This window comes from Streptomyces sp. NPDC001933 (assembly GCF_042890955.1).
In the GTDB taxonomy this organism is placed as follows: Bacteria; Actinomycetota; Actinomycetes; order Streptomycetales; family Streptomycetaceae; genus Streptomyces.
Map to the genome: position 1 here is coordinate 12,644 of NZ_JBIASS010000034.1, position 12,613 is coordinate 25,256.

A 12,613-nucleotide genomic window follows, 5' to 3' on the forward strand; every position below is an offset into this window, starting at 1 on the left:
CCTTCCGTGGTGGGCTTGTGTGTGGGCAGCGTGATGAGCCCCCAGGCCGAGGTGCCTGGGGGCTCATCACGCGTGAGTGGTCAGATGTGGAGGGGCTTGAGAGGCAGGCCGGGGCCGCCATGCGTCGGAGCGGGCCAGGAGGCGGCGCGGCGGATGAGCTCGTGCTCATCAACGAGGGACGTCGACCGGGCCTCGGGACGCGGAACGTTGTGACGGGCTCGGGTCGCCCGGTCCACCCTCGGGAGGGCCTGCCGCAACGACCACTGATGCACACGAGCCTGCTCCCGCTCCTCAACACGGCGCTGCGCGGCCACAGTCCGGTCCGTGAGGGCCTGCTGCTCGCGGGCGAGGACAGCGGTTGCCTCGAACTCGCGAAGCGCAATCTCCAGTTCGCGGCCCGTGCCGCACCGACCGCCAGCCCCGCACGTCGTGCACGTAGCGCGGTGTGCGATGACCGCGCGGCGGGCCCGATCCAGCAGCGGGAGCAGCCTGGTGCCGGCGGGGGCAACCTGCTGTTCACGGCTGTCGGCGAGTTTGTGTACAGGAGCCGGGACTGTCGTTGCCTTGGGCTTGGGTAACACCTTGGTCGCACGGCGGGACACTGTGGTCGGGGCCGCCTCGACTAGCTCAGTGCGCCAGGCGTTGACGTCGACGTCGAGGGTGACTCGGCGGTTGCTGTTGAGACAGCGGCGTGACTCGGTGCTGCGGTAGCGCTTGGTGGGATGCGGTACGAGTTTCGGAGCGCCGAGCATGCCGGTGATCGGGGTCCACCGCTCGCAGCTGGGGCAGCGCAGGTGCTCCTTGCCGGGCGTCAGGTCGATGTCGTTGATCTTGAGCTCGGAGGCAACGATCGGCAGAAGGGTACTGACGTTCTTCGTACGTGTCTTCCGGCGGCGCTTACGGGCCTCGGGCTGCGCGGATGCCGTGGTCATCAGGGGCTCCTCGTGTTGGAGGGAAGAGAGGTGCGCCGCGGTGGGCTCTCCGACCGCCAGGCGCACGACGTAGGTCGGCGGTCCTGGAGGCCGGACAGCGCATCAGCGCTGCGACGTGCACGGGAGCGCTCGGTCAGGGGACCGATCCGGGGGATTTGGTGGAGCTATCGACCCCGGCCCTCCCCCTCTTCGGGGCAAGGGCTCCTGCTGTGGTGCGGTACTCAGTGCTGGCATGCCCTGCGTGTGAAACAGACGTGACACACCATCAACGGCTCGACTGTGGAGAGCCGTTGCCACTTCCTATCGGAAGCTGGAACCGACAGTAGGGCTCTCACGACACCCCGTCAACTACTTCCGATAGGAAGTTGGTTGGGGTCGACCCAGGACTCGCCAGGCGACTTCACCCATTACTTCCTATCGGAAGCTGCGCTAGGGTTTCGACATGACCTCGAAACCAGCTACGGCCAAGTCGATTGCGGAGGAGTTCCGCGATCGGATCGCCACTGGTGATCTACTGCCGGGCGACAAGCTGCCCAGCACGAAGAACATCGCGGCCGAGTTCGGTGCCAGCGAGTTGGTCGTCTACCGGGCGATCACCCAGCTCAAGGAGTCCGGCCACGTTGTAGCAAGACAGGGGCTGGGAGCGTTCGTTCGCGTCTATGACCCGCTGCTTTGGAACCCTGGCGAATATGAACGCGGAGAACGGGCCGACGATCCAGTCACCAACACGGACGATTGGAAGGCTCAGGTCCGAGCACAGGGGCGGGAACCTGAGCAGAGCGTTCCGCAGGTGTCGATCGAGCCCGCGCCGAGGAACGTTGCCGAATGGCTGGCCTTGGAAATCGGCACGCTCGTAGTCGTTCGCCGACGGCTCCGCCTCGTCGACGGTGAGCGCTGCCAACTCGCTGACTCGTGGTTCCCCGTACACATCGCAGAGGGCACGCCGCTCATGGAAGAGCGGGATGTGACCATGCAAGGCGGCATCCTTGCTGCCACTGGCAACCCTCAGCACCGAATCCGGGATGAGCTGGACATCCGGATGCCTTCGAGCCTTGAGATCGAACGGCTTGAACTGCAGCAACTGCCCGGGACGCCTGTCTGCCAGCACGCGCGCATCGGATACGGCGCCGACGGCTCTCCGGTTCGCGTGATGGTGACGATCGCCCCCGGCGACCGCAATCGGATCATCTACGAGCTGGGGGTCGACAAGTGAAACTGCGCCGAGCAACACCTGATGATGCGGACGCCCTCATGGCCCTCCGTATCGAGGCCGAACAGTGGCTCGCCCAGGCTGGGATCGATCAGTGGCGCAACCCACGAACTCGTGGTCCTGCGCTGGCCAAGTGGATGGCCGACATTGAGGCCGGACGCACCTGGGCCATCGTCGGCAATGACCAGGCCGTGCTCGCCACAGTTACGATCGCCCCGCCTGACATGGACTTCTGGCAGGAGAACGACCACCCTCAGAATGCGCTGTACGTCGCAAAGCTCATCACCGCTAGGTCGTCCAAAGGCTCGCACCTGGGCGGCCGGCTCTTGGACTGGGTAGCTGGGCAGGCACGGCGACAGGGCAAGGACTGGATTCGTCTGGACTGCTGGCGCAGCAACACTCAGCTCCAGGAGTTCTACCTCCTCGAGGGCTTCCAGCATGTACGTACCGAGGCACCGTCACACCGTCTCTCAGGTTGGCTTGGGCAACGCCCGGTATCCGTTGTCCGCCACCCGGAGTCGCCGCTGGCAGACGGGCATGTGGCGATGAAGAGCGCATCGACGAGCGCACGCTGACGCCTGTTCAGCGCGTGCCACCACCTCGAGGAGGTGCAGCAAACTGATGAGCAAGGTGACCTGGCGCCGACACGCGCGCTGCCTGCTCGACCTCGACGCTGGTCGGGTTGACAGCGTTGAGCGCGGCCTTGAGTGTCAGGGTGTCCCGCTGCCACCTCTTCGGCGCGATGAGCTTCAGCCGCGGCGCTTCTTCTGGGGCGAGGACCTGGCTCCGGCAGTCGATGACCGGGATGAGTCCGAGGTTGTGTCCGTAGAGGAACACGGGCTTTCGCGCGATGAGCGAGCGCAATTCGAGTCGGGCGATGGGGCCGAGGAGATAGACGCGGCTACCGGGCCTCTTCTGCTTGCCCACGACGACGAGACCGTCGATTCCTCCGACGACGCTGTCCCAGTTGTACGGGCGGCCGGCGGTGAAGACGCTGCGGTAGTGGAGGATTCCGACACCATCCGGCAGTTGCTCAGTAATCTGCGTAAGCCAGCTGTCCCACTTAGGGCTGTTCATCGTCCTCGGCGCTGCGCTGATGTAGATCCGCACGGGAGCGTCAGGTGCCCGGCTGGCAGCGATCCGTTCCATCGCTGTGGCGAAGCGGTGCTGCTGCACCGCCTTGGCAAAGGTCTCAACGTCCAAGGGATCGGTCTGCGTGGCGTGCATGCTGCTCATCATGCCGGTCTGGACTCCCGGGCTACATCGATGGGGCGGCGGGGTGTCTTCGATCTGCCGATGCATCAAGAACGCACAGAGGAAGAGCGACACGGTTGGTACCAGGGTGTCGTTACATTATGTGCGGAGAGTAGTGTGTCTGTGGATAAGATCAGTACAGACATAGCTAAGCCCCGCGAGGCTGCACTCCGGGGCACGGCCGCAGACCCTCTGGGAAGGTCTCGACATGACTCAGGATACCCGTACCCTCCGCCAGACACACAAGGCACCCACTGCCGTAGTAGCGATGACCTGCGCGTCGCTCCGGCGGGCGGGTGCCTTTTCCATGCTGCCGTGCTCGTCCGGGCACAGGTACACCTCACCCCTTGCGGGGTCGAGATGACGTGAACTTGAGGGCGGCGCCTGCCTCGCAGGACTTCTAGCCGCCCGGGGCCCGACCTCACGGTGATGCCACTCACCTCGGCTCAGCGCCCCATCTAAATCTCCGGTTCCGGCCTGCCAGGGCCGGACCGAAGGAGCTGTTCGACCCGGTGCCAGCCGGCTTCGAACGGTTCAACTCTTGGTTCTCCAGAACCCGAAGCGCCAAAAGGGGCTTCGTTGTACCCACTCTCGACGAGGGATGCGGTTGCCATTTTGCATCATCGATGCACCTTTCGCCAGTCTCTCGATGCCCGATTGATCCATATTTGCGGCCCCGTGGTGTCCCATGTGACACAAGATTCACGTCCGGTGCATCGAGAATCTGCCGCTCAACTGGATGGCGTCGACCAGTCGAAAGGCTCTCGTCGATCCATCTCGTCGGGATCTTTCTGCGCCCTTGGTGTCACGTCTGCCACCGGTTTCGCACTTGGGGCATGTGTGACGCACATCTACACCCTCAGCCACCCCGATCTCCACGCACCCTTCCGGGCGGCCCGGTGAGTGCCGTAGCGGCGCAGGCCGCTGTGCTCCCCCGCCCTCGCACGGCGTTCGTCAGCGGGGCGTCGCGCCGTCGGCTGCGGTCGATCCCGGCGCAGGCCGGTCCAGTTGTTCCGCTGGAGCTGGGCAATCCGCTCCAGCTGTCGAAGACGATGCGGGCCCGGCTGCTCGCCGCGGTGCGCGCGCTGGTGTCGTCTCCAGCGCTGGCCGGGGCGTCGGACTGTGCGCGGCTGGCGTCGGTGGTGCTGATGGCGAAGGCGAAGGTCCGCGACGACTATCAGGCGTCGATCTGGGCGGCGGAGCTCGGTCGCTGGCTGGGGGTCTCCCAGTCGACGGTCGCGCACACGGTGCTGCCCGAGCTGCGCGGTGCGGGGTTTCTCGGCTCGAACGTCGCGACGAACGCCTTCGGGCACGCGACGGGCCTGGAGTGCTGGGTGATCCCCATGTACCGGGCGCAGAAGGCCGGCGACCGACGGCACGCCCTGGCCCTGTCGCGCTCCGAACTGGCGGTGCTACTGAGCCTGATCGAGGTGCTGTTCGGTCCAGGGTGGGCGCCGAAGGACAAGGCGCCGGTCCCGGCCGGGCTGCTCGCCCGGCGTACGGGCCGAGGGGCGGCGACGGATCGGCTCGGGCTGCTGCTGATGGTGCTGACGACGGGTTCGGCGGGCTGGCTTCAGCTGTGCCCGGGGTCGGTGGACACCGGGCGCGGGCGTCCGGCGGCGACAGTCGCGCGGCTGCTGGGCTGCACGGCGGCGGCCGGGGCGAAGGTGCTCAAGCGCCTCCAGGAGCACGGCGTCGCGAACGTGGTGCGCCAGGAGACCGGCTCGGGTCTGCACGCGCGGTCGCGGGTGCGCCTGGTGCCGGTCGCAGAGGCCCACGGCGCGGCCGTGCGGGAGGCCCGCCGGGTTGCGGACGCCGTGTTTTCAGACCTCGCCGCTACTGCATCCGGAGATCTTGGGTCCGTCGAGACGGGCGAGACCCGTGTGGCGACTGGGATCGAGGGTGCCGGGCAGGTCGAGATGGCCGGATCGGCAGACCTTGCCGCAATTGCACAGCACCACGCTCTCCACGCTTCTGGGGTTACTGCTGGTGGTTCTCTCTCGCTCTCTTGTGGTTTTTCCGGCGAAGGCCGTGGTGGGAACCACGGTCTGCCGGACCGCGCGTGCGTGCGCGAGGACGGCGGCCCGCTGCGCGGGGAACAGCCGAAGGAGTCCCCGTCGATCAGCAGCGAGAAGCCCGGCCGCGGGACGGTGCCCGGTGCCGGTCGGGGCAGGCAGCAGCGGGGGAGGGTGCCTCTGCCGCCGGAGGATCTGCGGACCGTTCTGGCTCCGGTCGAGCTGGTGTGGGCGCGGCTGGAGCGTCCAGCGGCCCGCCGTCTGGTGGAGGCCGCCGCCCACAGCGAGCTGGGCAGGGTGGTCGGGTTCGCCGGTCGCGCGGACGCGCCGCAGGTCCTCGCCGACCGGCTTGCCCGGCACCTGGAGAACCAGATGCGGCTTGGCCGTCCGATCATGGACCCGGTGGGCTGGCTGATCGGCCTGGCCCTGCCGCAGCGTCAGCAGTGCGGCGACGTGCGGTGCGACGACCGGGTGCTGCTCGGCTCCGGGCAGGACTGTCCGCGCTGCGCGGAGAAGCAGGCCGACCGCCGCGACCAGCGCCGTGTGGTCGCGGCCGCCGTCGACGCGGCGATGCCGAACGCCTCCGAGACCGAGCGCCGCGCGGCCACCGAGCAGCAACTGCACCAGGACGTGACCGCCAGGGCCTGGGCCCTGGAGCACGAGTGGGAGCAGGTCCGGGCCCGGCAGGCCGCCGCAGCTCAGGCCCGCGCCGAAGCTGCGGCCGCGCAGTCGGCCGACGACGTCCCGGCCGCGCCGATGGCGCCGGTCGTCCTGCCCGCGCCGCGTCCGCTTGCCGCGCCCGACCCGGTCGACGACGTCGACCAGGAGCAGGAGCTCGTCCTCGAGGACCTGACCCGTGAGCAGGTCCGCGCCTGGCGGGTGCGGGGGTTGAAGGACCACAGCGTCGTCTTCGACCACATCGACCAGTACGGCGAGCCGTCCGCGAGGCGACTGTTCAGCAATCAGCTGGTCGACGAAGCACAGCGCCTGGAAGGCACGCACCACCTGGTCCTCGGGCACACCGCCTGGGGGCAGGCATGAACGGCTGCGAGGTTTCCGGGGTCGACCTGGCCCGGGTCGCGCTACGGGCCGCGAGGGAAGCGGCACGGAAGAGCGGCACCGGCCAGAAGGCGAAGGAGAAGAAGCCGCGAGCCGCCACGATGGTGCGGCGCGACGGGCGCGAGCCGATGGGCCTGGGCACCGCGATCGGCACGCTGGTCGCCTCCCGGAGCTGGGAGATCCCGGCCATCGGCGCCTCCCTGCGTGAACGGTGGGCGGTCATCGCTCCCGAGCTCGCCGGGCACGTCGCCGCCGTCCGCTTCGACCCGGACTCCGGCCGGCTCACCGTGTGCCCGGAGTCGTCGGCATGGGCGACGAAAGCCCGCCTGGAACAGACCCGCGTCATCGCGGCCGCCAACAAGGCAGCGGGCCGGATCGTCGTGAACTCCCTGCGGATCCTGCCGCCCGGCGCCATGCCCGCACCCGGCCCGGCCGACGTCGCTGCGGCAGACCCGGTCCCGGCCGCGCCCACCAGCCCGGCGAAGATCAGGAAGACGGCGTGCGAGGGCTATCGGCGCGCACTGGAAGCCCACCGCGCGGTTGCCCAGCCGTCCTGGGCGGACCCGCACATCGCGCGGGCGGTAGAGCGACAGACTGCCGCATTGCGGGAACTGTCCCGCCGCGCGTTCCCTGAGCCGCCCGCAGTGCCGGACGACGTGCCAGCCCCGATCGAGCAAGCCCGTGTCCAGCGCCGCCGGCAGGCTGCGGCGACCGAGGCCGCCGCGCTGCGCCGGGCCCGAATCGAGCGGCCTCGTGGGGCTCAAGTACCGGGCATGGTGCCACTTCAGCAGCCCCCAACTGACGAGGTGGCGTGAAAGCGCCCGGTGCGCCCTGTCGTGGGGTCTGTCGGGGCTGGTCTCTGGGAGATCGGGGCGAGACACTCGGCACGACCCCAGCGTCCGCATCACGCTTGTTGACCGCCCGCCAACTATGTGCGGCCAGAGCGGAGCGCCTCGTACCCGTTCCAACGATTCAGGTCCGCTCGTTAAGACTGAGCAGCAGGCCGCGTTGCGAGCCCTCCAGGGCTGATGACGACTCGCGGAAGCTCCAGCCATGTAGCAACTGAAGCTTCCCCGTGATCTTGGACACTCGATGCCTATGCTGCGAGGTCGTGTTGGTGCCGTTGCCGGGTCTCGGCCGGGGTGAACCTTCCCCTTGATTGTGGACACCTGGAGACTGGAACAGGTTCACGACGACACCTGAGCCATCACCGGCGGTGAACTGGAGCGACCACTGGGCGGCGCTGCGATTCGTGCCTTGCTTCAGCGGATGTGGACTGCGAGATACAGATCGCTACGGTTTCCCTCATTGTCCGGGTATCCCATTCCTGGCAGTACGAGGAACGTGCCCGAGCTGATGCCCGGCGCGAAGGTGATGCTGACTGACTGGGGTGCACCCGGGAGGTGACCGGAGCCTGAGCATGATCGGCAAAGCCCTGCAGCGGTCGTACCCCGTCCGCTGCAGGCGGAACATGTCTCATGCTCGTTCGCCAGGAAAGCTATGGGTCCGCCTGACGCGGCTGCCGCGCGACTAAGGCGCAGTTCCTGGATGGCGGCGCCCTCATCGACGGGCACTCCGTTAAAGGCGTCTTTCAACCGTCCCCATAACGGCGGGCGCGGGGGTGCGGGGACAATCTCGAGAAACGTTGCCCTGTGCGCGGACTTGGTTTGAGGATCGACGAGCCGGGTGTTCTGGGGCGTCTTTAGACGTAGGACGTGCTCCGCGGCTGCGGCGATGTCAGCGAGGATTGCGGCGGGAAGCCAGGCCTGTGCCGGGTCTGGGGAAGGGATTTCCTGGAGAGCGGCGCTCAGCGGTGGGCGCCGATACGGATTCTTGTCGAGAAGTGCTGCAAGCAAGGCGGCGATGTGGGGGGAAAGGCCTGCGAGATCTGGCGGCTCGTGAACGGACCGGTATTGCACCTCTTCCCAGCGTCCCTGTCCGAAGGGGTGCCGCCCAGTCGCCGCGTAGGCAAGTACGGCTCCGAAGGCGAAGAGATCAGCGCGCTCGTCTGCTGTTGCGGTGGTGAGGTACTCGGGTGCCATGTAGCCGATCGTGCCGACGGCTTGGCCCACGTTGGTCAGGGCACTGTCGTTATGTGTGCGGGCGATACCAAAGTCGATCAGGTGTGGACCCGTGCGTGACAGCAGGACGTTGGCAGGTTTCAGGTCTCGGTGAACCGTGCCAGCCTCGTGAACGGTGTGCAGAGCGGTTCCCAGCTGGTGAGCTATACCTGCCCAAGCGGGTGTTCCCAATGGGCCGTGCCGGATGACCGCGTCAGCAAGCGTGGGGCCCGCGATGTATTCGGTAGCCAGCCATGGCTGGGCCGCATCCATGTCCGCAGCAACGACCTTGACCAGTCCCGGTCCCGTCATTTCTTGCGCGACGCGAACTTCGCGCATGAACCGGCGGCGGAACTCGCTGTCGCTCGCGTGCTCGGGGCGCACCACTTTGAGGGCAACCACGTCGCCCTGCGGCCCGCGACCGATGTAAACCACACCCATTCCGCCTTGACCAAGCCGGCCCAGGAGCTGGTAGCCGCCGAGCTCCACTGGGTCGTCCATCAGTAGCTGCTGCACTTGTCCCCCATCTACATGGCCCACGCAGCATGCCACCCGCTGGTCTCCGCTTGGGCAAGCGACTTTACGGACTTCTTTCCGGTCGTAGCTACCCAGGCGACAGGAATACGACCGCTGCGGAACAAGTGCTCTCCGCCAGTACCGCTCAAGACCTTGGAGTCCTGCGTGGAGTGCTTCGACGGCACGCCCGCCGACCCCGCCTCCTACATCGCTCCCCCAGCCAAGCACCTGCTTGCCGCCTGATCCGAGAGGACACCCGACCATGAGCACCACCACCCTCGCCGCCCTCACCGAGCCGGACCGCCCCAAGAACCTGCTGATCAGGTTCATCACGGTCGGCGGCAGCTACGTGGACGTCACCGGACCCGGCGAGCACTCGAAGAAGAACCGCCGGGACTGCTACGGCTGCGGAGACTCCTCCGACCGGCCCGAGGAGGACTACCTGTTCAGCATCCGGCCGGACGCCAACCACCACGCCGCCGCCTGCCGCGCCATCCCGCTCAAGTGACCGCCCGCCATCTGCGCGGCGCCCTGCTGCTCGCCGTCGCCGTCCCGCTCGCCGCGGCGACGGCCGCCGCCGCGCTCAAGGCCAGCCACCTCAAGCTCCACGCCGACCGGCATCGCATCGAGATCACCGCCCGCCCCCGGCCGGGCTGCCCGCACTGCCACGGCAAGGGCGGCTGGTGGATCGGCGGCGCCTTCCCCGAGATGGAGGCATGCGGCTGCTGGTCCGGCCGGCGAGAGCTGCACATCCGGCTCCTGCGCATCCCGGCCTGGACCGAGCCTCCGTTCTGAGCACCGCCGCCCCCGGCCGGAGACCGGCCGGGGGCGAAGGCACCACGGGGCGTCCGCAGCATCGGCAGAGGCCGGCCGCCCCACACACCCCCAAACCCCGAATCCGAGATGAGGAGCACACCCAGCATGACCGATCGCATCCGCGCCATCGAGGGCCTCGCCCTGGTCGCCGCCCTGACCTCCGTCTTCGACGGAGTCCACGGTCTGGGGGACCAGGTCGTGCAGAACTCGTACGACGCGATGACCAAGGGCATGCACGGCTCCCACCTGGTCTACAAGAACGACGGCTCCCCGGTGGAAGAGAACCCCTGGCGGCACGGCAAGGAAGGCCGCACCTGCACCGCCAGCGCCTACGGCCGCCGCTCGGTAAGCCGACACGCCGCTTCTCTGGGGGTAGCCATGTGGCGTGAGGCGAGTGGAGACCACTTCGTGCAGCTCAGTACCGGTGTGATTGGCTTCGTTCATTTTTAGGCTGCTCGATAAAGCCAGGTGTGATCGGCACTACCGTGTGCAACACGTGTGGTGCCACTGCTAGACAGGCCCGGGGTTGCTGGTGGAGATACCCAGCTCCTCGCAGACCCCCATGTTCGAGGCGCCCTCGGCGCAGGCCAACACGATCCGACAGCGCAACGCCAGGGCCTGCGACAACGTCCGCCGACGCGCCCAGCGCGCGTCAACGACTCCCGCTCGCCATCAGTGAGTTCGATCCGGACCATCGGCCTGCCGGTACGTGCCATACCAACAGTTCAGGAAAATTGACGCGTAATGGCCGGCAAGGGAGACGGTTCCCCTTGCCGGCCATCAGCTTCAAGGTGGATCAGTAGTGGTCGATGAACCAGCGGGTGCACTTGAACTTCGCACGGGTGGGCTTCACACAGGCCCGTACCGCATGACTGCGGTTGTCCTCTCCTGTCTGAAGCCGTACCGCGCCGGACTCCGCATAGTCGGCGACGTTCGCATCCGCCCAGTTTGCGATGTAGCGGCAGGTCATGACGCCTCCACCTACAGCCCGGACGTATTCGTCTGAAGGATGCCGGGGCTTGGAGTGCATGTTGAAGTCGCCCATGCTCCGCTGCACATACACCTTGTCGTACCTGGCCACATCTGTGATCGCGGCGTAGGCGTAGGCGTCGAAGATCTTGCCGGTGTAGAGGGTGAGATCACGCCCCTTGTAGGAGCGCGAGTCGGTCTCGCCGTACACCTCTCCACTGGGCACGTAGGCGAGATCGCAGCCATCGACGTTGTCGGATGCCTGAGCGGGCGCTGTAATAGCCAGCGAGCCCAGGACAGCAGCGGCGACTATTGCCGCTTTCGCTTTGGTGCGCATGCTGGTGTATCTCCTTACCGTGCCATCCGTGGGTGGCACGCCCCCTTGCCCCAGATGGCGGGGCATCTGTTCGCAGAGTAGGGGTCGGTGGTGCGCTGACACAGGCGGCTCAACGTGACTGTTACGGGCGTGTGTCACGAAAGCTGCTGAGCAATTGTCAAATTCTGCCGTTCAGTTGAGCCTGCTTGGAGCGATCTCACCTTGGCCGCCGGAGTCGGCTCAGCTGCTTTGGTTCAGGGCTCTGGTCAGATCCCGGTTGGCTGCCCTCGCGGCATCGAGATCGGACTCCTTGGCCATCGTCGCGGACAACACGGTGCATCTGGCGATCAACGCCGCCGCCCTGACGTGGTGGGGTGACGGCGATGACGTCAGTGGTTGACCTGGGCCATCAACTCGCGGTTCGCAGTGCGGGCGGCTTCAAGGTCCTCGTCCCGTTCGGCGAGTTCACCGCGCAGATCGAAGATCTGCTGTTCCAGCTCGGTGATCCGGCGCGTGACCGTCTCGACGTCAGCCGGGGCACCGAGGCCGGAGGCTTCCCAAGCCGCCTGTCCCAGGGCCTCGGAGAGCCGACGTTCGAGTCGGGTGATGTGCGCGGACAGACGGCCGTTGCGGGCCGTCAGATTCGCGACGTCGGCCAGCAGCGACTGGCGACTGACCTGCGCCCCGGTCGCCGTGCCGGGCGGCGGCTCGGAAGCCTGGGCAAGGACGGCCACGTGCAGGTCACCGTGCCGGTGGATCAGACTGCGATGGACGCTGGCGGCACGGGCGACGGACGAGACGGTGATCTCCTCGCCGTCCGCGGCCAGCTTGTCGGGGACCTTGAGGACACGGGTCCGTCGTCGGTCGGAGTCCGCTGCCCGCGCTCGGGCCAGGTAGTCCGGTGATGAGCTCACGCGTCACGCTCCAGCCGCAGGTCCGGCTCCGGCGGACGGATGCCGGGCATGCCCAGGGAGACAGCGCGGGTCTTGCGCAGGGTTCGCGTAGCCTCCGTGATCTGCTCGCGTTCGTCGTCCGTGAGCCCGTCGAGATCGGTCTCGACGCGGCGGATCAGCGTGCGGATGCACTTGATTTCCTCCTCGGAAAAAAATCGCCTCGGTGCGGGCCCAATCTTCCAAGTCGGTTGCTGGGGCGAGGCGTTCGCGATCCCGGACCATGGTGTCGAGGTAGGTCCGCAGCTCCGGCAAATACGACGGGTCGGTGCGGAAATGGTCGCAGCCCACGCAGCGGAACCGGAACGGGCAGCCGTGGCCGCCGGCCTTGACGTTGCTCGGCTCGACGCAGATCCCGTAGGGGACGGACACCTGGCCGATCCGCAGGCGGGCGTGCTCGTGCCCCACGAGCTGGCGGGCCTGGGTCCAGATCTTGTTGCCGTGCCGGTCGAACTGGTGCGAGACGAGTTTGTCGACCGCGGACCGGGTCCGCTTCTGGGTCACCCGTAACGGTGG

Annotated in this window: 12 protein-coding genes; 7 read left to right on the forward strand and 5 right to left on the reverse strand. The window is 67.4% G+C overall.

All coding sequences use genetic code 11. The features are described from left to right. Window positions 1–80: 80 nt before the first annotated feature. Complete coding sequence (locus ACFYY7_RS40755) at window positions 81–932, reverse strand: hypothetical protein (protein ID WP_388670025.1); 852 nt, start codon at window positions 930–932, stop codon at window positions 81–83. A gap of 442 nt (window positions 933–1,374) precedes the next feature. On the opposite strand from ACFYY7_RS40755, the gene ACFYY7_RS40760 reads away from it, so the two are divergent. Continuing rightward, complete coding sequence (locus ACFYY7_RS40760) at window positions 1,375–2,145, forward strand: GntR family transcriptional regulator (protein WP_388670028.1); 771 nt, start codon at window positions 1,375–1,377, stop codon at window positions 2,143–2,145. Window positions 2,146–2,183: 38 nt separating this feature from the next. Then, window positions 2,184–2,717 (forward strand): GNAT family N-acetyltransferase, encoded by a 534-nt coding sequence (locus ACFYY7_RS40765; RefSeq protein ID WP_388670031.1) that lies wholly within the window; start codon window positions 2,184–2,186, stop codon window positions 2,715–2,717. A 7-nt stretch (window positions 2,718–2,724) separates the two neighbouring features. Here the strand turns inward: ACFYY7_RS40765 and ACFYY7_RS40770 are convergent, their stop codons facing one another. Continuing rightward, window positions 2,725–3,369 (reverse strand): hypothetical protein, encoded by a 645-nt coding sequence (locus ACFYY7_RS40770; protein WP_388670034.1) that lies wholly within the window; start codon window positions 3,367–3,369, stop codon window positions 2,725–2,727. 926 nt (window positions 3,370–4,295) lie between these two features. On the opposite strand from ACFYY7_RS40770, the gene ACFYY7_RS40775 reads away from it, so the two are divergent. Both ACFYY7_RS40775 and ACFYY7_RS40780 read left to right on the forward strand, forming a co-directional pair. Next, window positions 4,296–6,452: a hypothetical protein gene (locus tag ACFYY7_RS40775; RefSeq protein WP_388670037.1), complete on the forward strand. Its 2,157-nt coding sequence runs from the start codon at window positions 4,296–4,298 to the stop codon at window positions 6,450–6,452. Then, the gene (locus ACFYY7_RS40780; protein ID WP_388670040.1) at window positions 6,449–7,285 is read left to right on the forward strand and encodes a DUF721 domain-containing protein; all 837 of its coding nucleotides are present in this window, start codon (window positions 6,449–6,451) and stop codon (window positions 7,283–7,285) included. Before ACFYY7_RS40775 ends, ACFYY7_RS40780 begins: the two co-directional genes overlap by 4 nt. Before the next feature lie 447 nt (window positions 7,286–7,732). On the opposite strand, the gene ACFYY7_RS40785 is transcribed toward ACFYY7_RS40780, so the two are convergent. Beyond that, window positions 7,733–9,046, reverse strand: a complete 1,314-nt coding sequence (locus ACFYY7_RS40785) for a protein kinase (protein ID WP_388670043.1) — start codon at window positions 9,044–9,046, stop codon at window positions 7,733–7,735. A 262-nt stretch (window positions 9,047–9,308) separates the two neighbouring features. On the opposite strand from ACFYY7_RS40785, the gene ACFYY7_RS40790 reads away from it, so the two are divergent. From ACFYY7_RS40790 to ACFYY7_RS40800, 3 genes are all read left to right on the forward strand, one after another. Beyond that, window positions 9,309–9,554: a hypothetical protein gene (locus ACFYY7_RS40790; protein ID WP_388670046.1), complete on the forward strand. Its 246-nt coding sequence runs from the start codon at window positions 9,309–9,311 to the stop codon at window positions 9,552–9,554. Then, the gene (locus ACFYY7_RS40795) at window positions 9,551–9,841 is read left to right on the forward strand and encodes a hypothetical protein (protein WP_388670049.1); all 291 of its coding nucleotides are present in this window, start codon (window positions 9,551–9,553) and stop codon (window positions 9,839–9,841) included. The genes ACFYY7_RS40790 and ACFYY7_RS40795 overlap by 4 nt, the downstream gene beginning before the upstream one ends. 126 nt (window positions 9,842–9,967) lie before the next feature. After that, window positions 9,968–10,312, forward strand: coding sequence for a hypothetical protein (locus ACFYY7_RS40800; RefSeq protein WP_388670052.1), 345 nt, complete (start codon window positions 9,968–9,970; stop codon window positions 10,310–10,312). 346 nt (window positions 10,313–10,658) lie between these two features. On the opposite strand, the gene ACFYY7_RS40805 is transcribed toward ACFYY7_RS40800, so the two are convergent. Continuing rightward, window positions 10,659–11,168 (reverse strand): hypothetical protein, encoded by a 510-nt coding sequence (locus tag ACFYY7_RS40805; protein ID WP_388670054.1) that lies wholly within the window; start codon window positions 11,166–11,168, stop codon window positions 10,659–10,661. A 368-nt stretch (window positions 11,169–11,536) separates the two neighbouring features. Then, a complete protein-coding gene (locus tag ACFYY7_RS40810; RefSeq protein ID WP_388670057.1) occupies window positions 11,537–12,061 on the reverse strand; it encodes a hypothetical protein in 525 nt (174 codons plus the stop codon). Window positions 12,062–12,613: the final 552 nt, after the last annotated feature.

What these genes read in the sequence shown, in the direction of transcription:
- ACFYY7_RS40805 (WP_388670054.1), bottom strand. Translation starts at nt 11,168, where the DNA reads ATGCGCACCAAAGCGAAAGCGGCAATAGTCGCCGCTGCTGTCCTGGGC.
- ACFYY7_RS40800 (WP_388670052.1), top strand. Translation starts at nt 9,968, where the DNA reads ATGACCGATCGCATCCGCGCCATCGAGGGCCTCGCCCTGGTCGCCGCC.
- ACFYY7_RS40780 (WP_388670040.1), top strand. Translation starts at nt 6,449, where the DNA reads ATGAACGGCTGCGAGGTTTCCGGGGTCGACCTGGCCCGGGTCGCGCTA.
- ACFYY7_RS40760 (WP_388670028.1), top strand. Translation starts at nt 1,375, where the DNA reads ATGACCTCGAAACCAGCTACGGCCAAGTCGATTGCGGAGGAGTTCCGC.
- ACFYY7_RS40765 (WP_388670031.1), top strand. Translation starts at nt 2,184, where the DNA reads ATGGCCCTCCGTATCGAGGCCGAACAGTGGCTCGCCCAGGCTGGGATC.
- ACFYY7_RS40790 (WP_388670046.1), top strand. Translation starts at nt 9,309, where the DNA reads ATGAGCACCACCACCCTCGCCGCCCTCACCGAGCCGGACCGCCCCAAG.
- ACFYY7_RS40755 (WP_388670025.1), bottom strand. Translation starts at nt 932, where the DNA reads ATGACCACGGCATCCGCGCAGCCCGAGGCCCGTAAGCGCCGCCGGAAG.
- ACFYY7_RS40770 (WP_388670034.1), bottom strand. Translation starts at nt 3,369, where the DNA reads ATGCACGCCACGCAGACCGATCCCTTGGACGTTGAGACCTTTGCCAAG.